Source organism: Pseudorhizobium marinum, from assembly GCF_000705355.1.
GTDB lineage: Bacteria > Pseudomonadota > Alphaproteobacteria > Rhizobiales > Rhizobiaceae > Neorhizobium > Neorhizobium pelagicum.
This window is the reverse complement of the sequence record NZ_JMQK01000026.1, coordinates 1-24542: the sequence shown is the minus strand read 5'-3', so window position 1 is coordinate 24542 and position 24542 is coordinate 1. Positions and strand designations below refer to the sequence as shown.

25 protein-coding genes are annotated in these 24542 nt (G+C 65.5%); 19 read left to right on the top strand and 6 right to left on the bottom strand.

The features are described 5' to 3' along the window. The first annotated feature begins 32 nt into the window (after positions 1–32). The 4 genes from EO99_RS0122270 (at position 33) to EO99_RS0122255 (ending at position 2380) form a co-directional block, all read left to right on the top strand. Positions 33–281 carry a GlsB/YeaQ/YmgE family stress response membrane protein gene (locus tag EO99_RS0122270; RefSeq protein ID WP_029620777.1) on the top strand — a complete coding sequence of 83 codons (249 nt, stop codon included), beginning with the start codon at positions 33–35 and terminating at the stop codon, positions 279–281. A 34-nt stretch (positions 282–315) separates the two neighbouring features. After that, positions 316–1290, top strand: a complete 975-nt coding sequence (gene lipA / locus EO99_RS0122265; protein WP_029620776.1) for a lipoyl synthase — start codon at positions 316–318, stop codon at positions 1288–1290. A gap of 64 nt (positions 1291–1354) precedes the next feature. Continuing rightward, complete coding sequence (locus EO99_RS0122260) at positions 1355–1921, top strand: P-loop NTPase family protein (protein WP_029620775.1); 567 nt, start codon at positions 1355–1357, stop codon at positions 1919–1921. Positions 1922–1930: 9 nt separating this feature from the next. Next, complete coding sequence (locus EO99_RS0122255) at positions 1931–2380, top strand: type II toxin-antitoxin system RatA family toxin (RefSeq protein WP_029620774.1); 450 nt, start codon at positions 1931–1933, stop codon at positions 2378–2380. Here EO99_RS0122255 and EO99_RS0122250 read toward each other — a convergent pair. Together EO99_RS0122250 and EO99_RS0122245 are read right to left on the bottom strand one after the other, a co-directional pair. After that, positions 2365–2871, bottom strand: a complete 507-nt coding sequence (locus EO99_RS0122250; protein WP_029620773.1) for a CinA family protein — start codon at positions 2869–2871, stop codon at positions 2365–2367. The two genes, EO99_RS0122255 and EO99_RS0122250, sit on opposite strands and share 16 nt — an antisense overlap. Continuing rightward, complete coding sequence (locus tag EO99_RS0122245) at positions 2868–4055, bottom strand: bifunctional 2-C-methyl-D-erythritol 4-phosphate cytidylyltransferase/2-C-methyl-D-erythritol 2,4-cyclodiphosphate synthase (protein ID WP_029620772.1); 1188 nt, start codon at positions 4053–4055, stop codon at positions 2868–2870. Before EO99_RS0122245 ends, EO99_RS0122250 begins: the two co-directional genes overlap by 4 nt. 179 nt (positions 4056–4234) lie before the next feature. Between EO99_RS0122245 and dusB the strand changes: the two genes are divergently transcribed. The 9 genes from dusB (at position 4235) to EO99_RS0122200 (ending at position 15540) form a co-directional block, all read left to right on the top strand. Beyond that, complete coding sequence (dusB, locus tag EO99_RS0122240) at positions 4235–5230, top strand: tRNA dihydrouridine synthase DusB (protein WP_029620771.1); 996 nt, start codon at positions 4235–4237, stop codon at positions 5228–5230. After that, positions 5227–6375, top strand: coding sequence for a two-component system sensor histidine kinase NtrB (locus tag EO99_RS0122235; RefSeq protein WP_029620770.1), 1149 nt, complete (start codon positions 5227–5229; stop codon positions 6373–6375). The genes dusB and EO99_RS0122235 overlap by 4 nt, the downstream gene beginning before the upstream one ends. Further along, complete coding sequence (gene ntrC, locus EO99_RS0122230; protein ID WP_029620769.1) at positions 6372–7823, top strand: nitrogen regulation protein NR(I); 1452 nt, start codon at positions 6372–6374, stop codon at positions 7821–7823. The genes EO99_RS0122235 and ntrC overlap by 4 nt, the downstream gene beginning before the upstream one ends. Positions 7824–7978: 155 nt before the next feature. Next, a complete protein-coding gene (locus EO99_RS0122225; RefSeq protein ID WP_029620768.1) occupies positions 7979–10252 on the top strand; it encodes a sensor histidine kinase NtrY-like in 2274 nt (757 codons plus the stop codon). Then, a complete protein-coding gene (gene ntrX, locus EO99_RS0122220; RefSeq protein WP_029620767.1) occupies positions 10242–11606 on the top strand; it encodes a nitrogen assimilation response regulator NtrX in 1365 nt (454 codons plus the stop codon). Before EO99_RS0122225 ends, ntrX begins: the two co-directional genes overlap by 11 nt. Before the next feature lie 48 nt (positions 11607–11654). After that, entirely contained in the window at positions 11655–13031 is a 1377-nt protein-coding gene (gene trkA, locus EO99_RS0122215; protein ID WP_029620766.1) for a Trk system potassium transporter TrkA, read from the top strand. A 172-nt stretch (positions 13032–13203) separates the two neighbouring features. Beyond that, positions 13204–13446: an RNA chaperone Hfq gene (gene hfq, locus EO99_RS0122210; RefSeq protein WP_029620765.1), complete on the top strand. Its 243-nt coding sequence runs from the start codon at positions 13204–13206 to the stop codon at positions 13444–13446. Between the two features lie 44 nt (positions 13447–13490). Continuing rightward, a complete protein-coding gene (hflX, locus tag EO99_RS0122205) occupies positions 13491–14864 on the top strand; it encodes a GTPase HflX (RefSeq protein WP_173425158.1) in 1374 nt (457 codons plus the stop codon). Between the two features lie 91 nt (positions 14865–14955). Then, a complete protein-coding gene (locus EO99_RS0122200) occupies positions 14956–15540 on the top strand; it encodes a YdeI/OmpD-associated family protein (RefSeq protein ID WP_029620763.1) in 585 nt (194 codons plus the stop codon). Positions 15541–15570: 30 nt separating this feature from the next. Here EO99_RS0122200 and EO99_RS0122195 read toward each other — a convergent pair whose 3' ends face one another. Next, positions 15571–16320: an SDR family oxidoreductase gene (locus EO99_RS0122195; RefSeq protein ID WP_029620762.1), complete on the bottom strand. Its 750-nt coding sequence runs from the start codon at positions 16318–16320 to the stop codon at positions 15571–15573. A gap of 95 nt (positions 16321–16415) precedes the next feature. On the opposite strand from EO99_RS0122195, the gene EO99_RS0122190 reads away from it, so the two are divergent. Beyond that, positions 16416–17342, top strand: a complete 927-nt coding sequence (locus EO99_RS0122190; RefSeq protein ID WP_029620761.1) for an AraC family transcriptional regulator — start codon at positions 16416–16418, stop codon at positions 17340–17342. A gap of 5 nt (positions 17343–17347) precedes the next feature. Here the strand turns inward: EO99_RS0122190 and mazG are convergent, their stop codons facing one another. Continuing rightward, a complete protein-coding gene (gene mazG, locus EO99_RS0122185; RefSeq protein ID WP_029620760.1) occupies positions 17348–18172 on the bottom strand; it encodes a nucleoside triphosphate pyrophosphohydrolase in 825 nt (274 codons plus the stop codon). Positions 18173–18196: 24 nt separating this feature from the next. After that, positions 18197–18778, bottom strand: coding sequence for a deaminase (locus EO99_RS0122180; protein ID WP_029620759.1), 582 nt, complete (start codon positions 18776–18778; stop codon positions 18197–18199). A 196-nt stretch (positions 18779–18974) separates the two neighbouring features. Here EO99_RS0122180 and cysG point away from each other — a divergent pair, with 196 nt between their 5' ends. The 5 genes from cysG (at position 18975) to EO99_RS0122155 (ending at position 23914) form a co-directional block, all read left to right on the top strand. After that, the gene (cysG, locus tag EO99_RS0122175) at positions 18975–20411 is read left to right on the top strand and encodes a siroheme synthase CysG (RefSeq protein ID WP_029620758.1); all 1437 of its coding nucleotides are present in this window, start codon (positions 18975–18977) and stop codon (positions 20409–20411) included. After that, positions 20408–20722, top strand: a complete 315-nt coding sequence (locus tag EO99_RS0122170; RefSeq protein WP_029620757.1) for a DUF2849 domain-containing protein — start codon at positions 20408–20410, stop codon at positions 20720–20722. The genes cysG and EO99_RS0122170 overlap by 4 nt, the downstream gene beginning before the upstream one ends. A gap of 7 nt (positions 20723–20729) precedes the next feature. After that, a complete protein-coding gene (locus EO99_RS0122165; protein ID WP_029620756.1) occupies positions 20730–22400 on the top strand; it encodes a nitrite/sulfite reductase in 1671 nt (556 codons plus the stop codon). A gap of 14 nt (positions 22401–22414) precedes the next feature. After that, entirely contained in the window at positions 22415–22942 is a 528-nt protein-coding gene (locus EO99_RS0122160) for a DUF934 domain-containing protein (protein ID WP_029620755.1), read from the top strand. A 135-nt stretch (positions 22943–23077) separates the two neighbouring features. Beyond that, positions 23078–23914 (top strand): ferredoxin--NADP reductase, encoded by an 837-nt coding sequence (locus EO99_RS0122155; protein WP_029620754.1) that lies wholly within the window; start codon positions 23078–23080, stop codon positions 23912–23914. A gap of 137 nt (positions 23915–24051) precedes the next feature. Here EO99_RS0122155 and EO99_RS0122150 read toward each other — a convergent pair whose 3' ends face one another. Further along, entirely contained in the window at positions 24052–24429 is a 378-nt protein-coding gene (locus tag EO99_RS0122150; RefSeq protein ID WP_029620753.1) for a hypothetical protein, read from the bottom strand. Positions 24430–24542: the final 113 nt, after the last annotated feature.

The following is a 24542-nucleotide window of genomic DNA, read 5'->3' as shown; positions in this document are numbered from 1 at the left end:
CCACATGTGAAATCGACGAAAAGAGGTGACGGATGGAAGGCGTAGGTTGGTTTGGAGCGATCGTGATCGGCGGCCTCGCCGGCTGGCTGGCCGGCAAGTTCCTGGACATGCGCTACGGGCTGTTCATGAACATCTTCGTCGGCATCGTTGGCGCCATCGTCGCCAATGCCGTCTTCGAGAGCGCCGACATCCATGTGACGGACGGATGGCTGGGTTTCCTGATAACAGGTTTCATCGGCTCCTGCGTTCTGTTATTCCTCGCAAAACTCGCCCGTCGTTGACGGCAGCCGCTCTGGCGGCGAAGGCAGGTAATTGATGGTCACCATTCTCGACAGAACCGTAGTGGATGATGCAAAGCGCGTCCGCCATCCGGAAAAGGCGCACCGCCCCGATACCGAGGTGCTGCGCAAGCCGGAGTGGATCCGCGTCCGCGCGCCCGTGTCCAAGGGATACATGGAGACCCGCGACCTCGTGCGTTCGCACAAGCTCGTCACGGTCTGCGAGGAGGCCGGCTGCCCCAACATCGGCGAGTGCTGGGACAAGAAGCACGCCACCTTCATGATCATGGGCGAGATCTGCACCCGCGCCTGCGCCTTCTGCAACGTCACGACCGGTCGTCCCAATGCGCTCGACATGGACGAACCGGAAAACGTCGCCAAGGCCGTCAAGCAGATGGGGCTTTCCCACGTCGTGATCACCTCGGTCGACCGTGACGATCTCGACGACGGCGGCGCCGAACACTTCGAGAAGGTCATCTGGGCAATCCGCGCCGCGTCGCCTCTGACGACGATCGAGATCCTCACCCCCGACTTCCTGAAGAAGCCGGGCGCCCTGGAGCGCGTCGTCGCCGCCAAGCCGGACGTCTTCAACCACAACATGGAAACGGTGCCGGGAAACTATCTGACGGTCCGCCCGGGCGCTCGCTATTTCCACTCGATCCGCCTGCTTCAGCGGGTCAAGGAACTCGATCCGACGATGTTCACCAAGTCCGGCATCATGGTCGGCCTCGGCGAGGAGCGTAACGAGGTCCTGCAGCTGATGGACGACCTGCGCACCGCCGACGTCGACTTCCTGACCATCGGCCAGTACCTGCAGCCGACCCGCAAGCACCACGCCGTCATGAGCTTCGTCACGCCCGAGGAATTCAAGTCCTACGAGACGATCGCCTATACCAAGGGCTTCCTGATGGTCTCCTCGAGCCCCCTGACGCGCTCGTCGCACCACGCGGGCGACGATTTCGCCCGCCTGAGGGCAGCCCGCGAACGCAAGGTCCTGCTGGCGGCGGAATAGACTCCACTCAGTCCCCGGGCCCCGATCTCACGGATGGCTCGCGGGCTTCGTTCGAGGGATAGACATGACGACGTTGATCGCGCTGGAGGATGCGGCAAGCCGCCTTCATCAGTGCGATCGCGTGCTGGTCATCGGCTGTTCGGGCAGCGGCAAGAGCCGGCTCTCCCAACGGCTCGCGTCGACCCTGGACCTCCTCTACATCTCCATGGACCGCGATGTCTTCTGGCTTCCCGGTTGGAAGCTGCGTCCGCGCCCGGAGATCGTCGAGCGGCTGCAGGGTTATGTCGCGCAACCCCGCTGGATCATGGACGGCACCAGCCCGGGAACGCTGCCGCTTCGCTTGCCGCGCAGCCAGCTGGTCATCTGGATGCGCCCGGCGCGCCTCGTCTCCCTCTTCGGCGTCCTCTCCCGATGGTTGCGCTATTATGGCCGGTCGCGACCGGAGATGGCAGAAGGGTGCCCGGAGAAGATCGACCGGCAGTTTCTGGCCTACATCTGGAACTTCGAGAGGACCGAGAGCCCCGAGATCGAGGAGAACCTCACCGCATACGGACCCGGTGTCCCCGTTCTGCTGCTGAAATCGCGGGCTGAGACAAACCGGCTACTTGCCATCATCGGACAGGACCATTAGCTCTCGCCTATGCCAAAGTTTGAGACTCACCGCCCCGTCAAGCATTCTCCCGAGCAGATGTATGATCTGGTGGCCGACATCGAGAAATATCCGCAGTTCCTGCCGCTCTGCGAGGCGCTCAACATTCGTTCGCGCACCGAGCGCGACGGCAAGACGCTGCTGGTCGCCGACATGACCGTCGGCTACAAGGCGATCCGCGAGACCTTCACGACGCAGGTGCTGCTCAATCCAGCGGAGCTGGCAATCGACGTTAAATACGTCGAAGGGCCGTTCAAATACCTCGACAACCGCTGGCGGTTCCAGCCGGCGCCGGATGGCTCGGTGGTCGATTTCTTCATCGACTACGAGTTCAAGAGCCGGATCCTCGGTGCCCTGATGGGCTCGATGTTCGACCGCGCCTTCCGAACCTTCGCGGAAGCCTTCGAGAAGCGCGCCGACAAGATCTACGCCGACGCCTGAGCCGCCTCCATCAGCATCTCGAGCGCCGTCGCGACGGTCGCATGCCGCACCGCACCGCGGCCGATTGCGCCATAGCGCATCTCGCGGTGGATCATCCGTCCCGACCGCGACGCCGCCGCGAGGTGCACGAGCCCGACCGGCTTCTCCACCGATCCGCCCGTCGGCCCCGCAATCCCCGTCACGGCGACGGCGACATCCGCCTTCGACCGGTAGAGCGCGCCGCGCACCATCTGCAGCGCCGTCTCCCGGGACACCGCACCGAACTGGTCGAGCGTCGCCGGTAAAACGCCAAGCAGGTCCATCTTTGCCTGGTTCGTGTAGGTGACGAAGCCGCGGTCGACGACGGCGGATGATCCGGAGATCTCCGTCAGGGCGCCGGCAATCAGCCCGCCGGTGCAGGATTCGGCCGTCGCCAGCATCAGCTGCCGCTCTCTGAAATGCGCGATCAGCCCGGCGGCCTGTGCCTCGATCTCGGCCGGAAAGAGGTTCATGACGGGCGGCCCTGGTAGACGACCGTCGCGGTGGCGATGGCGGCAATGCCCTCGCGGCGGCCGACGAAGCCGATGGTCTCGTTCGTGGTGGCCTTCACCGAGCAGCGCTCCAGCGCAATCTGCAGGATCTCCGCCATCGTCTCGCGCATCTCCAGGCGATGCGGCCCCACCTTGGGGGCCTCCGCGATCAGCGAGACGTCGGCGTTCATGATCGTGCCGCCGTGGTCACGGACGATTTCGGCGGCCCGTGCCAGGAAGATGCGAGAGGCGGCACCCTTCCACTGCGGATCGGACGGCGGGAAATGGTCGCCGATGTCGCCGGCGCCGCAGGTTGCCAGCAGCGCGTCCGTCAGCGCGTGCAGCGCCACATCCGCATCCGAATGCCCCTTGAGCTTCTGGTCGTGCGGGATGAACACGCCGCAGAGCGTCACCCCGTCGCCCGGCTCCAGCTGGTGCACGTCATAGCCGTTGCCGGTGCGCACGTCGGGGAGGGCGGTGCCGGAAAGTCGCTCGTCAGCCATGGTGATGTCCCGTCTCACTGTCAGTTTCACATTGTCAGGCGACCCCTCGACCAGCCGCACCGGCATTCCGGCCCATTCGGCGATCGAACAGTCGTCGGTAAATCCATCGCGGCCCTCTGCAGCGGCGCGCCGGTGCGCGTCGAGGAGGCGTGAGAGCCGAAAGCTCTGCGGCGTCTGCGCGGCAAACAGCCCGTCGCGCGACACCGTCTCCGCAACCAGCCCCTCTGCACCGCGCTTCAGCGTGTCCGTAACGGCCAGCGCCGGCAGCACCGCATCGTCGCCGGCAGCTAGCCGGTCGGCGATCCGGTCGAGCATCGCGGGATCGACGAACGGCCGCGCGCCGTCGTGGATCATCACATGGGTCGCGCCACTGCCGGACAGCGCCTCCAGCCCCGCAAGCACCGACTGCTGGCGCGTGGCGCCACCGAAGGTCGTCTTCACCCGTTCCGCGCCCGCAAGGCCGGCTGTCGCATCGGCGAACAAAGCCGCGTCGTCGGGATGGATGACGGTCACGATCGGCCCGCTCTGCGGCCAGGTCAGAAAGGCCTCCAGCGTGTGCGCAATGACTGGCCGGCCGCCGATCCTGCGGTATTGCTTGGGTCCTTCCGCGGATCCTGCCCGCTCTCCGCGGCCGGCCGCAACGATGACGATGGCAATCTGCATGAAGAGGTTGTGATCCAAAGCTGTTTTGACACAAAGAGTTGACAGTGGAGCACTATAGAATCACAAGGCGTTTTGCCAGCCGCGCCCGGCGATCTTCTTTCTATGCAATTGCTCTTGTGGTCCGCCGAAAGTATGGCTAAAAATAATGCATTAATTCCACGTGCCCGAAAGATCATCAGTTGTCCCTTCCGCACCTAGCCACGCCGTTTAGCATCGGGCCGGTTGCCATTCGTAACAGAGTAGTGCTGGCGCCGATGTCGGGCGTCACCGATCTCCCTTTCCGGGAAATCGCCTGGAGTTGGGGCGCGGGCCTGGTGGTGACCGAGATGATCGCCAGCCGCGAGCTCGTGATGAGCCGCGGCGAATCCTGGGCCCGCCTGAAGCGCACGGGGCTCGGGCCGCACATGGTGCAGCTGGCGGGGCGGGAGCCTCAATGGATGGCGCAGGCCGCCCGGATCGCCGCCGACAACGGCGCCGATATCATCGACATCAACATGGGCTGTCCGGCCAAGAAGGTGACGGGCGGCTATTCCGGTTCGGCGCTGATGCGCGATCCGGAGCTGGCGCTGTCGCTGATCGAGGCGACGGTGCAGGCCGTCGACGTGCCGGTGACCTTGAAGATGCGCCTCGGCTGGGACGAGAATTCCATCAATGCGCCGGAGATCGCCCGTCAGGCCCAGGAGGCCGGCGTCCAGCTGATCACCATCCACGGCCGCACCCGCATGCAGTTCTACGAGGGCAGGGCGGATTGGGATGCGATCCGCAGCGTTCGCGACGCCGTCTCGGTGCCGCTGATCGCCAATGGCGACGTCTGCACGCCTGGCGATGCCCGCGAGATCCTGGCCCGCTCCGGCGCCGATGCCGTGATGGTCGGCCGCGGCGCCCAGGGCAGGCCCTGGCATGCCGGCACGCTGGCCGGGCATGCGCCACCCTCCGAAAGGGCGCAGCGCGAGATCATCGCCGGACACTACGAGGCGATGCTGCAGTTCTACGGCCGCGAGGCCGGCCTGCGGCATGCCCGCAAGCATCTCGGCTGGTACCTCGACCGGTTGGCGCCCGACGTGGAGAGCGACGCGAAGGCGGCAATCTTCCGGTCCACCGATCCTGACGACGTGATGCGCCGGATGATGGAGGCGCTGACCGCCGGCCCAGCGGCCGCAAGGGAGGCAGCATGACCAAGGCTCCGTCTCCGGTCGGCGACAATGCGCTCGCCCTGGCCGTCCTCAATTCGGTGCAGAACCCGGTCATCCTGGTCGACCCCTCCGGCCATGTCATGTTCGCCAACTGGGAAGCGGAATCCTTCTTCGGGGTCAGCGCCGCCCAGCTGGCGCGCCACGAGATTTCAGCGCTCATTCCCTTCGGCAGTCCGCTGCTGGCGCTGATCGACCAGGTCCGCGAACGCCGCGCTCCGGTCAACGAGTACCGGGTCGATCTCTCGTCGCCGCGGCTCGGCCAGGACAAGCTCGTGGATCTCTATGTGGCACCCGTCGTCAGCGAACCGGGCTCCGTCGTCGTCGTCTTCCAGGAGCGGTCGATGGCCGACAAGATCGACCGGCAGCTGACGCATCGCGCCGCTGCGCGGTCCGTGACCGGCCTTGCCTCGATGCTCGCCCACGAGATCAAGAACCCGCTGTCGGGCATCCGCGGCGCCGCACAGCTGCTGGAGACCTCCGTTCCGGACGAGGACCGGGCGCTGACCCGCCTGATCTGCGACGAGACGGACCGCATTGTGTCGCTGGTCGACCGCATGGAGGTCTTTTCCGACGAACGCCCCATCGACCGGCTGCCGATCAACATCCATTCGGTGCTCGACCACGTCAAGGCGATCGCCAAGGCGGGCTTCGGCCGCGACATCAGGATCACCGAGAACTACGACCCGTCGCTGCCCTCCGTCTACGCCAACCGCGACCAGCTGGTGCAGGTCTTCCTGAACCTCGTCAAGAACGCCGCCGAGGCGATCGGCGGCCAGCCGGACGGCGAGATCATGCTGACCACCGCCTATCGTCCGGGCATCCGCCTCTCGGTTGCCGGCTCGCGGGAGAAGATCTCGCTGCCGCTCGAATTCTGCGTCATCGACAACGGACCCGGCGTGCCGGCCGATCTCGTGCCCAACCTCTTCGACCCCTTCATCACCACCAAGACGAACGGCTCCGGCCTCGGTCTTGCGCTGGTGGCCAAGATCATCGGCGCCCATGGCGGCATCGTCGAATGCGACAGCCAGAACCGGCGCACGATCTTCCGGGTGCTGATGCCGATGCACAAGGAAGCCAGCATCGAGGAACCGGGTGTGGCCCACATCATCACAGGGAAAGCCAAATGACTGCCACGATCCTTGTCGCCGACGACGACGCGGCCATCCGCACGGTGCTGAACCAGGCGCTGACGCGGGCAGGCTACGATGTCCGGATCACCTCCAACGCCGCCACCCTGTGGCGCTGGGTCTCGGCCGGCGAGGGCGATCTCGTGGTCACCGACGTGGTCATGCCCGACGAGAACGCCTTCGATCTGCTGCCGCGCATCAAGAAGGCCCGTCCCGACCTGCCGGTGCTGGTGATGAGCGCGCAGAACACCTTCATGACCGCCATCAAGGCCTCGGAAAAGGGCGCCTACGACTATCTGCCGAAGCCCTTCGATCTCACCGAGCTGATCGCCATCATCGGCCGGGCGCTTTCCGAGCCGAAGAAGAAGCCGGCGCGGCTCGATGACGACACCCAGGACGGCATGCCGCTGGTCGGCCGGTCCGCGGCGATGCAGGAGATCTACCGCGTCCTCGCCCGGCTGATGCAGACGGACCTGACGCTGATGATCACCGGCGAGTCGGGCACCGGCAAGGAACTGGTGGCCCGCGCGCTCCACGACTACGGCAAGCGCCGCAACGGCCCGTTCGTTGCCATCAACATGGCCGCCATCCCGCGCGATCTGATCGAGTCGGAACTCTTCGGCCACGAGAAGGGCGCCTTCACCGGCGCCCAGAACCGCTCGACCGGCCGCTTCGAGCAGGCCGAGGGCGGCACGCTCTTCCTCGACGAGATCGGCGATATGCCGATGGACGCCCAGACACGCCTCCTGCGCGTGCTCCAGCAGGGCGAGTACACGACGGTGGGCGGTCGCACGCCGATCCGTACCGACGTGCGCATCGTTGCGGCCACCAACAAGGACCTGAAGCAGGCCATCAACCAGGGCCTCTTCCGCGAAGACCTCTACTACCGCCTCAACGTCGTGCCCCTGCGCCTGCCGCCGCTGCGCGACCGCGCCGAGGATATCCCCGATCTCGTCCGCCACTTCATGCAGATGGGCGAGAAGGAGGGGCTCGACGTCAAGCGTTTCGATGGCGAGGCGCTCGAGGTGATGAAGGGCTATGCCTGGCCGGGCAACGTGCGCGAGCTCGAGAACCTGATGCGCCGTCTCATGGCGCTTTACCCGCAGGAGGTGATCACCCGCGAGATCATCGAGGCGGAACTGCGCTCGGATACCACCGACAGCCCCATCGACAAGATGACGGCCCGCAACGGTTCGCTGACCATCGCCCAGGCGGTGGAGGAAAACATGCGCAGCTACTTCGCAGGCTTCGGTGATGCCCTGCCACCCTCCGGGCTTTACGATCGCGTGCTGCGCGAGATGGAATACCCGCTGATCCTCGCGGCTTTGACCGCCACCCGCGGCAATCAGATCAAGGCGGCCGATCTCCTCGGCTTGAATCGCAACACCCTGCGCAAGAAGATCCGAGAGCTTGGCGTCTCTGTGTATCGCAGCTCGCGGAGCGCCTGACGGTCCTTGACATTCCCGACGGCATCGTTGCATTTTCGCCACAAAGCGTTGCTTGGTGGCAACGCATAGGCCCGTCGTGAGTCCTGCTTCGCAGAGACGTTCTGAGGTGGCACGGACAGGCGGACAACCGCGAATGTCGGGCAAGGAGTAATGTGATGATCGAGGGCGTAGTCTCGCCCACGGCTGAAGCCGAGCCCGATGGCATGGTGCAGGACCGGCGTGCGTCTTTCGCCCTGCCGGGCCTGCTGCTGGCCGGCGGCGCGCTCGTCTGCGCCATCCTCACGCTCTTCGTCCTGGTCGGCCTGACACCGATCGCGCCGACGACCCGCGTCGTCATTGCGTCGGCGGTTCTCAATTCGATCTTCGTCGTCGGGCTGATGTATCTGATCGGCCGCGAGGTGACGCGGCTGTTCAAGGCCCGCAACCGTGGCCGTGCGGCCGCCCGGCTCCATATCCGGGTCGTGGTGCTGTTCTCGATCGTCGCGATCACGCCCGCGGTCCTGGTTGCCATCTTCGCCAGCATCACGCTCAGCGCCGGCCTCGACCGCTGGTTCTCCATCCGCACCCAGTCGATCGTTCGCTCCTCCACGGATGTGGCGCAGGCCTACATGATCGAGAATGCCAGCTACGTGCAGGGGCAGACCGTCTCGATGGCCAACGACCTGGAGCGCAACCGGGCGATGTTTTATCTCGACCGAACCGGCTTCGTCGACATGATGACCCGTCAGGCGCGGGGCCGCGGCTTGCTGGGCGCCTTTCTCGTTCGGGAGGATGGGTCCGCCGTCGCGCAGGCCGACATCACCACGGAACGGCCGCTGCCGGCCATTCCGCAGGATGCGCTGCAGAAGGCGGCAGCCGGCCAGCCCACCCTCATACCGCCCGGGGTCACGAACCTCGTCGGTGCCATCATCAAGCTCGAGGGCATTCCAGGCTCCTTCCTTTATACCATTCGGGCCGTCGATCCGAAGGTCATGGCCGCCATGCGGCTGATGGAGGACAACACCGCCGAATACCAGGCGATGGAAGCCGGTCGCATGTCGCTGCAGGTGGCTTTCGCCATTCTCTATCTCGGATTTGCGCTCATCGTTCTTCTGGCCGCCATCTGGACGGCAATCGCCGTGGCCGACCGTATCGTCCGGCCGATCCGGCTGCTGATCAGCGCCGCCGACAGCGTTGCCACCGGTGATCTCAACGTGGTGGTGCCGGTCCGGACCGCCGATGGCGACGTCGGCAACCTGTCGCGCACGTTCAACAAGATGATCTCGGAGATCCGCAGCCAGCGTGACGAGATCCTGGAAGCCAAGGACGAGGTGGATGATCGTCGCCGCTTCATCGAGGCGGTGCTCTCCGGCGTCACGGCGGCCGTCATCGGCGTCGAGGACGACCGGCACGTCACCATCGTCAACTCCTCGGCAGAACTCTTCCTCGGGCTGCCGGCGGACAAGCTGATCGGCCGCAAGCTGTCGGAGGTCGTGCCGGAAATCGACGCGGTGCTGTCGGAAGCGGCCGCCCGCGCCCGCAACGACTTCCGCAAGCATGTGAACCTGATGCGCGGCGGCAAGGAGCGCACGCTGAGCGTCCAGGTGACGCGCGAGGAACAGGGCTCCTCGCGTGATTCCTATGTCATCACCCTCGACGACATCACCGATCTGGTGATCGCCCAGCGTTCGACGGCCTGGGCCGACGTCGCCCGCCGCATCGCCCACGAGATCAAGAACCCGCTGACGCCGATCCAGCTGTCGGCCGAACGGCTGAAGCGCCGCTATGGCAAGCAGATCGCCGAGGACGACCGCGCTGTCTTCGACCAGTGCACCGATACGATCGTGCGCCAGGTCGGCGATATCGGCCGCATGGTCGACGAGTTCTCCTCCTTCGCCCGCATGCCGAAGCCCGCCAAGGAAGAGACCGACCTCCGCGACATCGTCCGCGATGCCGTCTTCCTGCGAGAGATGGGCACCAGCCACGTGGAGTTCATCCGCGATCTGGGCGACGAGCCATTGATCGGCCAGTTCGATGCGCGCATGCTCGGCCAGGCCTTCGGCAATCTCGTCAAGAATGCCGTCGAGGCCATCGAATCGGTGCCGAGCGACCAGGAACGCGACGACCGCAAGGTCTGGGTTCGCGCCCGCTTCGACCACAGCCGCGATCTGTTCGTGGTCGAGATCATCGATAACGGCAGCGGTCTGCCGGCCGAGAATCGTCACCGGATCCTCGAGCCCTACATGACCATGCGCGAGAAGGGCACCGGCCTCGGTCTCGCTATCGTCAAGAAAATCATTGAAGACCACGGCGGGCAGCTTGAGCTCCATGATGCGCCTGCCGAATTCGATCAGGGCCGCGGGGCCATGATCAGGGTGCTGCTGCCGCAGGTGATGCGGACGGGCGGTGCCGGAACGGAAACAGACAAGGAATTCGCATATGGCGTCTGACATTCTGGTCGTCGACGACGAGACCGACATCCGCGAGATCGTCTCCGGCATCCTCTCCGACGAGGGACACGAAACCCGGATGGCGCACGACAGCGACAGCGCGCTGGCCGCCATTTCCGATCGCGTGCCGCGCCTCGTCTTTCTCGACATCTGGATGCAGGGGTCGAAGCTGGACGGACTGGCGCTGCTCGACGAGCTCAAGAGCCGCCACCCGGATCTCCCCGTGGTGATGATCTCCGGGCACGGCAACGTCGAGACCGCCGTCTCCGCCATCAAGCGCGGCGCCTTCGACTTCATCGAGAAGCCGTTCAAGGCGGACCGGCTGATCCTGATTGCCGAGCGCGCGCTGGAAAACTCCAACCTGAAGCGCGAGGTCACCGAGCTGAAGAAGCGGACCGGCGACGCGGTCGAGCTTGTCGGCACCTCCGTCTCGGTATCGCAGCTGCGCCAGACCATCGACAAGGTGGCGCCGACCAACAGCCGCATCATGATCCTCGGACCGTCCGGCAGCGGCAAGGAACTCGTGGCCCGCATGGTCCACAAGAAGTCGTCGCGGGCCAACGGTCCCTTCGTGGCGCTGAATGCCGCCACCATCACGCCGGACCGGATGGAGATCGCCCTCTTCGGAACGGAAGGCGGACCCGGCCAGGCGCGCAAGATCGGCGCCCTGGAAGAGGCGCACCGCGGCATTCTCTATCTGGACGAAGTCGGCGAGATGCCGCGCGAGACGCAGAACAAGATCCTGCGCGTGCTGGTCGACCAGCAGTTCGAGCGCGTCGGCGGCTCCAAGCGCGTCAAGGTCGACGTCCGGATCATCTCCTCGACCGCCTACAACCTCGAGAACCTGATCTCCGAAGGCATCTTCCGGGAAGACCTCTATCACCGGCTGGCCGTCGTGCCGATCAAGGTTCCGGCGCTGGCGGAACGCCGTGAGGACATCCCCTTCCTCGTCGACATGTTCATGCGCCAGATCTCCGAGCAGGCCGGCATCCGGCCGCGCAAGATCGGCGAGGACGCCATGGCCGTGCTGCAGGCCCACGACTGGCCGGGCAACATCCGCCAGCTGCGCAACAACATCGAGCGGCTGATGATTCTCGCCCGCACCGACGGCCCCGACACGTCGATCTCGGCGGACATGCTGCCGCCCGATCTCGGTGACATGCTGCCGAAGATCTCCACCAAGGGCGACTATCACATCATGACGCTGCCGCTGCGCGAGGCTCGCGAAATGTTCGAGCGCGATTATCTGATTGCGCAGATCAATCGATTCGGTGGCAATATTTCGCGCACCGCCGAATTCGTTGGTATGGAGCGCTCGGCGCTGCACCGCAAACTGAAGTCCCTGGGCGTATAGCCCAGCGGCAGGGCATGGCCGCTTCACGCCGTCGACGAAAGAGCAAGCATGAAAGTCATCATTTGCGGAGCAGGCCAGGTCGGCTACGGCATCGCCGAGCGCCTGTCGCAGGAGGATAACGACGTCTCCGTCATCGACACGTCTGCCTCGCTGATCAACGCGATCACCGAGACGCTCGACGTCCGCGGCTACGTCGGCCACGGTGCCCATCCGGACGTGCTGGCCAAGGCCGGCGCCGAGCAGGCGGACATGATCATCGCCGTGACCCTCTATGACGAGGTCAACATCGTCGCCTGCGAGGTTGCCCACGCCCTCTTCAATGTTCCCACCAAGATCGCCCGCATCCGCGCCCAGGCCTATCTGCAGCCGGAATATGCCGATCTCTTCAGCCGCCAGAACATGTCGATCGACGTGACGATCTCGCCGGAAATCGAGGTGGGCAAGATGGTGTTGCGCCGCATTTCCTTCCCCGGCGCCACCGACATCGTCCGCTTCGCCGAGGATTCGATTGCCATGGTGGCGATCGAATGCATGGAGGATTGCCCGGTCCTCAACACGCCGCTGCATCAGCTCAGCCAGCTCTTCCCGGACCTGATGGCGACCGTCGTCGGCATCTTCCGCGACGGCCACCTCACGGTCGCCCATTCCGGCGACCAGCTGCATGCGGGCGATCTCGCCTATGTCATCTGCCAGCGCGAACACGTGCGCCGCACCCTCGGGCTCTTCGGCCACGAGGAGCAGGAGGCCCGCCGCATCATCATCGCCGGCGGTGGCAATATCGGCCATTTCGTCGCCCGCACCATCGAGGAGCATCAGCCGAAGACGCGGCTGAAGATCATCGAGACCGATCGCGAAAAGGCCGTTTCCGTCTCCGAACAGCTGCGCAACACCGTCGTCCTGCACGGTTCGGCGCTCGACCAGAACATTCTCCTGCAGGCCGACGTCCAGGATGCCGACCTGATGGTGACGCTGACCAACAGCGACCAGATCAACATCCTCGGCGCGGTCATGGCGAAATCGCTGGGCTGCAAGTCGAACCTCGTGCTGATCAACAGCTCCTCGCTCAACAATGTCACCAAGTCACTCGGTATCGACGCCCAGATCAACCCGCGCGCCGTCACCATTTCACGCGTCCTGCAGCACGTCCGCAAGGGCCGCATTCGTTCCGTCTACGCGGTCCAGCAGGGATCGGCGGAAGTGATCGAGGCCGAAGCGCTGGAAACCTCGCCGCTGGTCGGACGCCCGTTCCGCGACCTCGAGCTGCCCGACGGTATCCGCATCGGCGCCATCTATCGGGAGGGCACCGTGATCCGCCCGAGCGGCGACACCAAGATCAAGGCCAAGGACCGGGTTGTGCTGTTTTCCACCGCCGAGGCGGTCAAGAACGTCGAGCAGATGTTCCGCGTCTCCATCCAGTATTTCTAGGAGAGGCCGGGCGGAGCCGAACGTCAGGAGTGCCTTTTTGCACGTTGCGGAAAACACGGCGATTTGATAACGAAGTTTTAGGGGAGGGAAGCACGAGGGCGCTTCCCGGTCATCTCTTGACAGCTAGATCATGATCCGGCCAACGGCCGGCAAAATAGAAAGAAGCGGCGCTATGGCGGAACGTTCTCAGAACTTGCAGGACTTATTTCTCAATACAGTCCGCAAACAGAAGATTTCCCTGACTATTTTCCTGATCAACGGGGTGAAGCTCACAGGTGTCGTAACCTCCTTCGACAACTTCTGTGTCCTTCTTCGCCGTGACGGCCATTCGCAACTCGTGTATAAGCACGCGATCTCCACCATCATGCCCGGCCAGCCGATGCAGATGTTCGAGAGCGAAGAAACCGCCGCATAACAGGACAACCACAGATTTCAAATCGCGATACTTCCAATGAATCGATGATCCCGGAGACCGAGCGTCACCGGGACGACATGCGTGCCATCGTCATCGTGCCGGTGCTGAAGCAGGGCCGGACCGCCCGCTCGGCACAGGCCGATTCCTCCACGCCTTCGCCGCAACGGTCCGACGAGGCCCGCCTCGAGGAGGCGATCGGCCTTGCCCGGGCGATCGACCTGACGATCGTGCAGGGCCTGATCGTGCCGGTCGCCCAGCCGAAGCCGGCAACCCTGATGGGCAGCGGCAAGATCGAGGAGATCAAGGCGCTGCTCGACGAGCACGACGCCGGCCTCGTCATCATCGACCACCCGCTGACCCCCGTGCAGCAGCGCAATCTCGAGAAGGAATGGAACGCCAAGGTCATCGACCGGACGGGCCTGATCCTCGAGATCTTCGGCCGCCGTGCCTCCACCAAGGAGGGCACGCTGCAGGTCGATCTGGCGCATCTGAACTACCAGAAGGGCCGACTCGTGCGCAGCTGGACCCACCTGGAACGCCAGCGCGGCGGTGCAGGCTTCATGGGCGGCCCCGGTGAAACCCAGATCGAGGCCGACCGCCGGCTGCTGCAGGACCGCATCGTCAAGCTGGAGCGCGAGCTCGAGCAGGTGGTGCGCACCCGCCAGCTGCACCGCGCCAAGCGCCGCAAGGTACCGCATCCGATCGTCGCGCTGGTCGGCTATACCAACGCAGGCAAGTCGACGCTCTTCAACCGCATCACCGGTGCGGGCGTGCTGGCCGAGGACATGCTGTTTGCAACGCTCGATCCGACCCTGCGGCGCATGAAGCTGCCGCATGGCCGCACCGTCATCCTGTCCGATACCGTCGGCTTCATCTCCAACCTGCCGACCCACCTCGTGGCCGCCTTCCGCGCCACGCTGGAAGAGGTTCTGGAGGCGGACCTGATCCTGCATGTGCGCGACATGTCGGACCCCGACAATGCCGCCCAGTCCGGCGACGTGCTGCGCATCCTCACCGATCTCGGCATCGACGAGAAGGAGCGCGAGAAGCGCATCATCGAGGTCTGGAACAAGATCGACCGGCTCGACCCGGAAGCCCATGACGCACTCATCGAGCGCGCCCATGGTCGCGACGACATCATGGCCGTCTCCGCCGTCAGCGGCGAGGGTGTCGAGCCGCTGATGGAAGAGATCTCCAGGCGCCTCTCGGGCGTCCTCACCGAGGCGACGATCACCATTCCGGCCGACAAGCTGGCGCTGGTCTCCTGGGTCTATGAGAACGCCATCGTCGACGGCCGCGAAGACCTCGAGGACGGCGCGGTCGAACTCGACGTCCGCCTGTCGGACGGCCAGGCCGTCGAGCTGGAGCGCAAGCTCGGCATCGGCCAGGCCCCGCAAAAGGAAGACTGGGAGCGGTAACCGCTCCTGGTCCCGCCTCCGTCGCCGGCCGCCGTTGAAGAACAGGCTGTTTTCGCTGTATTAATGGCGGCAGGACGGTAGGGGGGATGCGATGGACGACGCCGCGAAAATCGATGCCTTCTTTGCGCAACAGGACCGATGGCAGGCTGAGCTCGGCGCGCTTCGGTCCATCCTCCTCGACTGTGGCCTGACGGAAGAGTTCAAGTGGAGCTCTCCCTGCTACACGGTCGATGGCGGCAATGTCGCGCTCCTCTGGGGCTTCAAGGACAGCGCCACACTCGGCTTCTTCAAGGGCGTCCTCCTCAAGGATCCCGCCGGGCTTCTCGTGGCGCCCGGCGAGAACTCGCGCTCGTCGCGCGTTTTGCGCTTCACGGCGCTCTCGCAGATCATCGAAACGGAAGCATCCATCCGCGACTATCTCCGCAAAGCGATGGAACTGGAGGCGGCCGGAGCCCGGGTCGATCTGCCGAAGGACGATTTGGCCTACCCCGAGGAGCTGGTCGCGGCGCTCGAGGACGATCCTGATCTGCAGACCGCCTTCGACGCCCTGACGCCCGGCCGCCGACGCGGCTATGTGCTCCATTTCTCCCAGCCGAAGCAGCCCGCCACCCGCCAGTCGCGCATTGCAAAGAGCCGCGACCGTATCCTGGCGGGGAAGGGGATGCACGACCGCTAGGGCCGGCGGCTCCCTTGGCCGACGCCGGCCTTATCCGGCAAGTGCCACAGCATCCGCGCCTGCAGGGATCCGCATCGGCGAAGCGGCATCGGTGGCCGCCTGCCAGACGGCCTCCACCACGTCGGCCGAATGGGTGACCGGTGCATCCGATGGCTGCGCGCGGGGCGCCAAGATCCCGGCAGCGAAGTCGGAATAGGGCGCCGGAAATCCGCCTTGCCCCTGGAGACGGGCCCGCGCCGTGTCGCCGAAGCTGGTCTGCGGCGCCCGTCCCGGCAATACCACCCGGACCCTGACGTTGAACGGCTCGAGTTCCAGCGCCATGGATTCCGTGAAGGCGTTCACGGCCGCCTTGCTGGCGGTATAGGCGGACAGAAGCGGCAGCGGCTTCAGCGTCACGCTGGAGGTGACGTTGACGACGACGCCCGCCCGGCGCTCGCGGAACTGCGGCAGCACCGCCTGCGTCACGGCGAGCGTGCCAAAGGTGTTCGTCTCGAAGAGGTCCCGCACGGTCTCCATCGGCGTCCCTTCCACAGCGTTCATCCAGCCGATGCCGGCATTGTTCACCAGGACGTCGATCGGACCGGCCGCTTCGACGGCGGCGCGGATGCTCTCGGCATCGCGCACGTCCAGCGCCAGAACCTTCAGATTGTCGGAGGCGGGGAGGATGTCGTTGCGCGGCGTGCGCATCGTCGCCACCACCCGCCATCCCTTGTCGAGGAAGAACCTCGCGATTTCCAGTCCGAAGCCGGACGAGCAGCCGGTGATGAGTATGGTTTTCATGTCTGTCTCCTTCATTGTTCATGAGGAGATCATGGACTAGCGTGTCGAGATCATCTATAATAGAAAATCGAATATTCGTTATCAGGAGTATCGTTTTGACGGATCCTCTTGCCGACATCGTCGGCGTCCTCGCGCCCGCCGCGCCTCTGTCGAAGGTGGTCAGCGGCGCAGGCGCCTGGCGCGTCGATCGCCTTGAACGCGGCGAGCCCTTCTATTGCGTGGTCCTGGAAGGGAGTGCGCGCCTGTCTGTGCAGGGGCACCCGCCCATCGCCTTGCAGGAGGGGGATTTCGTTCTGATCCCAGCCGCCTCCGCCTTCACCATGGCGAGCATGGCCGAGGCCGACCCCGGAGATGATAGCCAGTGGGCCGTCACCACGCTTGAGGGAGAGACGCGGCACGGCGATCCGCTCGGTCCCGCCGACGTCCGGTTGCTGATCGGCCATTTTGTCTTTGGTTCGCCCGACAGCGACCTGCTCGTCTCCCTCCTGCCGCAGCTCCTGCACATCCGGGGCGAACCGCGCCTGTCGATGATCGTTCGGCTGATCACGGACGAGGCCCGCGCACGGCGGCCGGCGCGGGAGATGATCCTCGCCCGGCTGCTGGAGGTCCTGCTTCTGGAGGCGCTGCGCTCGACAGCCGCGGAGGCGGCGCCCACCGGGATCGTGCGGGCACTTGCCGATCCGCGGTTGGCGCTCGCAATTCGTCACCTGCACCAGGACCCGGCGAGGCCGTGGACGGTGGAGCAGATGGCGGAAGTGGCGTCCCTCTCACGCTCTGCCTTCTTCAATCGGTTTCGGCAGAAGGCGGGCGTGGCGCCGATGGAATATCTGACATCCTGGCGCATGGCGCTGGCCAGAAACCTGCTGCGCTCGGGACAGGCAGGGCTGCAGGAGATTGCCGAACGCGTCGGCTACGGCTCTGCCAGCGCCTTCAGCACCGCCTTCACAAGGCTGGTCGGACTGCCACCCTCCCGATACGCAGAGCAGGCGGGTGCCGCGAGCCAAACCCCAGCCGCTGCCTGAGGTCCTTATCGTTCCCCGAGCTTCGCCGCCTGCCAGAGCGCTTCCATCCGCTCCAGCGTTGCGCCGTACAGTGTTTCACCTGATTTCTGAAGTTCTGTCTCGATGTGATTGAACCGGCGCCTGAACTTCGTATTGGTGCCGCGCAGTGCATCCTCCGGATCGGCATCCACATGGCGGCCGATATTGGCGAGCGCGAAGATCAGGTCGCCGAGTTCGTCCGCCACCTTGTCCTTGCGCCCGCCGCGCAGCGCCTCGCGCAACTCGCCGATCTCTTCCTCGATCTTGTCGAGGATTGGCTCGGCCTCCGACCAGTCGAAACCGACATGGGCGGCCTTCTGCTGCAGCTTCAGCGCCTCCGTCAGCGCCGGCTGGCTGCGCTGCACGCTGCCGAGGAAGCCGGCCTTGAAGTCCTCGGTGATGCCGCGCCGTGCCCGGCGCTCGGCCCGCTCGCGCTTCTCCTCCGCCTTGATCTCGTCCCACTGCAGCTTGACGGCCTCGGGCGTCAGCTCGTCGGAGCGGGCAAAGACATGCGGGTGGCGGCGGATCATCTTGCGGGTCACGGCCTCGACGACGTCGCCGAAAGAGAACTGTCCGGCCTCTTCGGCGATGCGCGCGTGGTAGACCACCTGCAGCAGCAGGTCGCCCAGCTCGTCGCAGAGATCGTCGGGGTCCTTGCGCTCGATCGCGTCGGCCACCTCGTAGGCCTCCTCGATCGTATAGGGCTTGATCGTCTCGAAGGTCTGGACGATGTCCCAGGGGCAGCCGGTCTCGGGATCGCGCAGCGCCACCATGATCTCGATCAGGCGGGAAATGTCTTTGGAAGCGTCCATGGGATGTCGTCCTGGTTTTTAAGTTCAGCGGAGCGGGATGGCGTTGTCGGCCTTGCCGGACTGGTAGGCGTCGGACAGCCGGTCGTAGGCGGCGCGGATGCGGACCGACTGCGCCTGCAGCGCCGCCCGCTGCGGCTCTTCCTCCGTGTCCACCAGCTCGCTCAGCGCAAAGGAGCGCCAGAAGGCGTTCTGCCGGCGATAGCCGCCCGGCTCCAGGCCGAACACCTCCTTCAGGATCTTCAGATCGTGCGGAATGGCGAAGGCGTCGCGGCTGTCCTCGTGGCTGAAGAAATAATAGAAATTGTCAAAACCGGCCCAGGTAATCGCCGACATGCACATGGTGCAGGGTTCGTGGGTGGAGAGGAAGATCAGCTCCTTCGTGTCCGGCTTGTCGCCAAGCTCGTGGAAGCGCTTCAGCGCATGCACCTCGCCGTGCCAGAGCGGGTTCTCCAGCTCGTTGTTGGTCTCGGCAATCACAAGCGACAGGTCGGATTTCTTCAGGATGGCAGCCCCGAACACCTTGTTGCCCGCCGCCACCCCGGCCTGCGTCAGCGGCAGGATGTCGTGCTCGATGACGTCGAGCAGGCGAGGGGCAAGTCTGGTCATGCGGCGGGTTCCTGTTGCAGCGGGCCGGCTTCGGCGGAGGAATGACAGCCCTGTGGAAACAGGGCTGCGGTGGCTTTTACTCAAGAAAGGGGGAGAGCGGGAACAGAAATGTTCACTGCCGCGCCAACTCGAACAACGGTTTCTTATGTCCTGTTGCGCAATGGATGATAGTGGCAGCTCAGATTGGGAAGCCCGTATGTCCAGCAACCTTTTGACGACATTTCCAGCATTCTTCCGCGTCAGCGGCAAGACCGTGGCCGTTTTCGGCGATGGCGACGAGGCCTATGCCAAGGTCCGGCTGCTGCGCAATACCGACGCGCGGATCGTCGCCTATGCGGCCGATCCGGAGGCCGACTACCATGCCTATCTCACAGCCCATGGTGTCGAAACCGTGAGGGCAGGCTTTTGCCTCGGCCAGCTGGCCGGCGTAACGCTTGTCTTTGCCGCCACCGGTGACGAACTTCAGGATCAGGCGATCGTCAGAGCCGCCCGTGCGGCCAAAATCCCGGCCAATGCCGTCGACCAGCCGGACTATTGCGACTTCCTGACGCCGGCGCTCGTCAACCGCGCGCCCGTCGCCGTCGCCATCGGCACAGAAGGGGCAGGCCCGGTGCTGGGTCAGATGATCCGCGCCCGCGTTGACCAGATGCTGTCGCCCTCGCTCGGCCGGCTGGCGTCGCTTGCCGTCGACTACCGCGATGCCGTCGAGCGCCACATTCCCAAGGGCGTCTCGCGCCGCGTTTTCTGGCGCCGCTTCTTCACCGGCACCGTCGCCGACAGCGTCGATGCCGGCGATCTCGCCGCAGCACGCCACTCCGCCGACGACCTTCTCTCTGGCTCCCGCCGCGTCGAGGGCCATGTCTGGTTGGTCGGGGCCGGTCCCGGGGCCGAGGACCTCTTGACGCTGCGCGCCCAGCGCGTGCTGATGGAGGCCGACGTCATCGTCTTCGATGCACTCGTGCCGCAGGCGATCGTCGACATGGGGCGCCGCGATGCCGAGCGCCTGTCGGTCGGCAAGCGCAAGAACTGTCATTCGAAATCCCAGGACGAGATCAACCGGCTGCTGGTGCGGCTGGGCAGCGAGGGCAAGCGGGTGGTGCGCCTCAAATCCGGCGATCCGCTCGTCTACGGCCGCGCCGCCGAGGAGATGGCGGCGCTGCGCGAGGCGGGCATCACCTATGAGATCGTCCCCGGCATCACCTCCGCCTTCGCCGCCGCCGCCGATTTCGATCTGCCGCTGACGCTGCGCGGTGTCGCCTCCTCGCTGATCTTCACCACCGGCCACGATCTCACCGGCGACGTGCTGCCCGACTGGGCAAGCCTTGCCATCTCCGGCGCGACCGTTGCCGTCTACATGGGCCGCACGGTTGCCGCCTCCGTCGCCGGACGGCTGATGGACGCGGGGCTTTCGCCCGACACCACGGTCGCCGTGGTGGAAAATGCGAGCCGCGCCGACCGCCGCCTGTTTCATGGCGTGCTGCGGCAGTTGCCGGACCTTGAGGCGCGCGACGATCTCGCCGGTCCGGTCATGGTGATTATCGGCGAGGCCGTCGCCGGTGCCAATTTTGAAAAGTCAGCGCCCCTGTCCGGTTGGACCGCCGTGGCGCGCCAGGACGTGGGAGTGACACGATGACCGACAAGGTGCTGACCGCCAACCGGCTGAGCGACGGCATTGCCGTCTGGCTCGATGCCAACGGCCAGTGGACGGAGAACCTGCAGGACGCGCTGGTGGCCCGCCACGCCGAGGCCGAAGCCGCGCTGGCGGCCATCGGCAAGCGCGACTTTGCCGGAAACCTGGTCGTCGACGTCAATGTCATCGACGTGGCCGAACTGGACGGCAAGCTCTGGCCGACACGCCTGCGCGAGCGCATCCGCGCCGCCGGCCCCACCATGGAATACGCCGCCGGCTACAGCCCGGCCGACGCAGCCTTCATCGCAGTCTGAGGACATCATGTACCGCTACGACGAATTCGACCACGCCTTTGTCTCCAGCCGCGTCGAGCAGTTCCGCGACCAGGTGGCGCGCCGCCTGTCCGGCGAGCTTGCCGAGGATGCCTTCAAGCCGCTGCGGCTGATGAACGGCGTCTACCTGCAGCTGCACGCCTACATGCTGCGCGTCGCCATTCCCTACGGCACGCTGAACGGCCGGCAGATGCGCATGCTCGCCCACATCGCCCGGAAGTACGACCGCGGCTACGGGCATTTCACGACGCGCCAGAACATCCAGTACAACTGGCCGAGGCTCTCGGACACGCCGGCGATCCTCTCGGAACTCGCCAGCGTCGAGATGCATGCGCTGCAGACCTCGGGCAACTGCATCCGCAATGTCACCGCCGACCATTTCGCCGGTGCCGCCGCCGACGAGGTCGCCGATCCGCGGCCCTATGCGGAAATCCTGCGGCAGTGGTCCTCGGTCCACCCGGAATTCTCCTTCCTGCCGCGCAAGTTCAAGATCGCCGTGACCGGCGCCGAGCGCGACCGCGCAGCGATCCAGGTCCATGACATCGGCCTGCACCTGAAGAAGGATGCCGACGGCCGCATCGGCTTTGCCGTCTACGTTGGCGGCGGGCAGGGGCGCACGCCGCTGGTCGCCAAGAAGATCCGCGACTTCCTGCCGGAAGAGGACCTGCTGACCTATACGACCGCGATCATGCGGGTCTACAACCTGCACGGACGGCGCGACAACAAGTACAAGGCGCGCATCAAGATCCTCGTCCACGAGACCGGCGTCGAGGAGCTGACCCGCCAGGTCGAGGAGGAATTCTCCCACCTGCAGGGCACCGAGCTGACGCTGCCTGCGGCCGACATCGAGGCGATCACCCGCTACTTCGCGCCGCCGGACCTGCCGCAGCGGCCGGAAGGCTGGGCCGGGCTTGCCGGCTGGAAGAAGCAGGACGAGAATTTCGCCCGCTGGGTGGATCAGAACGTCCAGCCGCACAAGCATCCCGACTACGGCATGGTGACGGTATCGCTGAAGCCCATCGGCGGCATTCCGGGCGACGCCAGCGACAGCCAGATGGACGCCATTGCCGAGATCGCCGAGGAATACGCCTTCGACGAGATCCGCATCAGCCACGAGCAGAACGTCATCCTGCCGCATGTGGCGCTCGCCGACCTCGAGCCGGTCTACCGGGCGCTGGTCGCCCAGGGGCTGGCGACGGCGAACGCCGGGCTGATCACCGACATCATCGCCTGTCCGGGGCTCGACTACTGCGCGCTCGCCAACGCTCGTTCAATCCCGGTGGCGCAGGAGATCTCCACCCGCTTCGGCGATCCCGACCGGCAGGCGGAGATCGGCGAGCTGAAGATCAAGATCTCCGGCTGCATCAACGCCTGCGGCCACCACCACGTCGGCCACATCGGCCTGCTCGGCGTCGAGAAGAAGGGTGCCGAGCTCTATCAGATCACGCTTGGCGGCTCCGGCGACGAGCACACCTCGATCGGCGAGATCATCGGCCGCGGCTTCGAGCCGGAGCGGGTGACCGACGCGGTGGAGAAGATCGTCGACACCTACCTCGGCCTGCGGCTCGGCAAGGAAGAGACCTTCCTCGCCGCCTATCGCCGCGTCGGGCCGCAGCCGTTCAAGGATGCGCTCTACGGCTCGACGGTGGAAGCGGCATGACGGAGGCGGGTGCAGTGACAAAGATCTGGAGAGAGACGGGCTTCGTCGAGGGCGACCCCTGGGTGGTCGAGACCGAGGAGCGCAAGGCGGAGGGCGACGAGAAGCCGCTCCTGACGCTCGACGCGCTGATCGAGAAGGCCGACGCCAGCAATGACGTCGGGCTCGGCGTGCTGGTCAAGCCCGGTGACGACGTGCGGCGGCTGGAGCCCTATCTCTACCGCCTGGAGATCGTCGCGGTGGAATTCCCCGCCTTCAGCGACGGCCGCGCCTTCTCCCATGCGACGCTGCTGCGCGAGCGGCTGAACTACAAGAACGAGCTGCGCGCCGTCGGCGATGTGCTGATCGACCAGGTGCCGCTGATGCTGCGCACCGGCATCGACAGCTTTGCCGTGACCAATGCCACCGCGCTGAAGCGGCTTGCCGAACGCCGCCTGCCGGGGATTGCCGAGCACTACCAGCCGGCCGCCCGGCCCGCCGAGCGCCCTCAAGGGGAAGGCGAGGGTGCCGCCTACGCCTGGCGCCGCCGCTCCGCCGCCTCCTGAGGGGTTTAAAGCGGAGCCCTCCGCACATATTTTCCGGGCAGCCCGCGGCATATGTTCGCGCATGCCTTCAAAAGCCGGGGCGGATGGTATATTTCGCTCCGGCAGGACCACAAGCTTAAGCGAGACGGAAGCCGCATGAACGCTCCAGCCAAGACGGACGAATTCGTTGCCCCCGAGGCAGCAGCCAGCAAGCCGGCGATTCCGGACGGCGTCTATGCCGAGACGGTGCTGGCGGTGGAGCATTACACCGACCATCTGTTCCGCTTCCGCATGACGCGGCCGCCCGGCTTCCGCTTCCGCTCCGGGGAATTTGCGATGATCGGCCTGATGGTCGGCGACAAGCCGATCTACCGCGCCTATTCGATCGCCAGCCCCGCCTGGGACGAGGAGCTGGAGTTCTTCTCCATCAAGGTGCCGGACGGGCCGCTCACCTCCCACCTGCAGAAGATCAAGCCGGGCGACACGGTGCTGATGCGCAAGAAGCCGACCGGCACGCTGGTGCTCGACGCGCTGACGCCGGGCAAGCGCCTCTACATGTTCTCCACCGGCACCGGCATTGCGCCCTTTGCGAGCCTCATCCGGGACCCGGAGACCTACGAGAAGTTCGAGGAGGTCATCCTCACCCACACCTGCCGCGAGGTCGCCGAGCTGAAATACGGCTTCGACCTGATGGAGGAGATCCGCGAGCACGAGTTCCTGGGCGAGATGGTCGGCGACAAGCTGAAGCATTACCCGACCGTGACGCGCGAGGAATATCCCTTCCAGGGCCGCATCACCGACCTGATGGAGAGCGGCAAGCTCTACACCGACCTCGGCCTTCCGCCGCTCGACCCGGCGGTCGACCGCGGCATGATCTGCGGCTCGACCGCCATGCTGAAGGACACCAAGGCGCTCCTCGAAAAGGCCGGCCTCACCGAGGGCGCCAACAACAAGCCCGCCGAATTCGTCATCGAAAGGGCGTTTGTGGGGTGAGGAACGGTCGGGCGCCTGAGCGCCCGAGCCATCGATCCAGTGGATCGATGGCAGTGACGAACGCCCGAAGCCCAAGCGAAGGGCCGGGGGGCGGTGCGTCATCCTCGACCCTCTTCCCGCCTCATCCTCGACCCCCTTCACCCGCGCGTCCCTGCCTGTCGTTCCCGCGCCCGCCAGGCCTCATCCCATTTCGCCCTGTTGAACCGGTCGCGTGACTTGCGGGCAATCGCGATCGCCAGGTCGTCCAGTTCCCTTTGCTCTCCCGCCTGCGCCTGGAAATATTCGGGGTTGGTGCCGAGAAAACCCTGCGCGAACCGCGCCGCGCGATAGACGTCGTCGAAGATCGCCCGTTGTTCGGCGGTCAGATTGATCAGGCAGCAGGGCTCGCCATTGGCATTGCGGTGCCAGCTGCAGGCATTGTTGCGCCGGCAGTCGCGCCGCCGGCAGACCTGGTGGGGCAGGGCGAGCATTTCCGCCGTGCGGGTGGCGAGCCTGGTGTTGATCCTGTCGGGCATGCGGGGTCTCCTGTGGTTGGCGGAGGCGCGGGTCGGCGGTGCTGCCGACCGGACAGAGTCCTCCCTTGGTGACGGCCAGAAATTTCAAAATTCGGACGGGGCGCTGAAAGCTG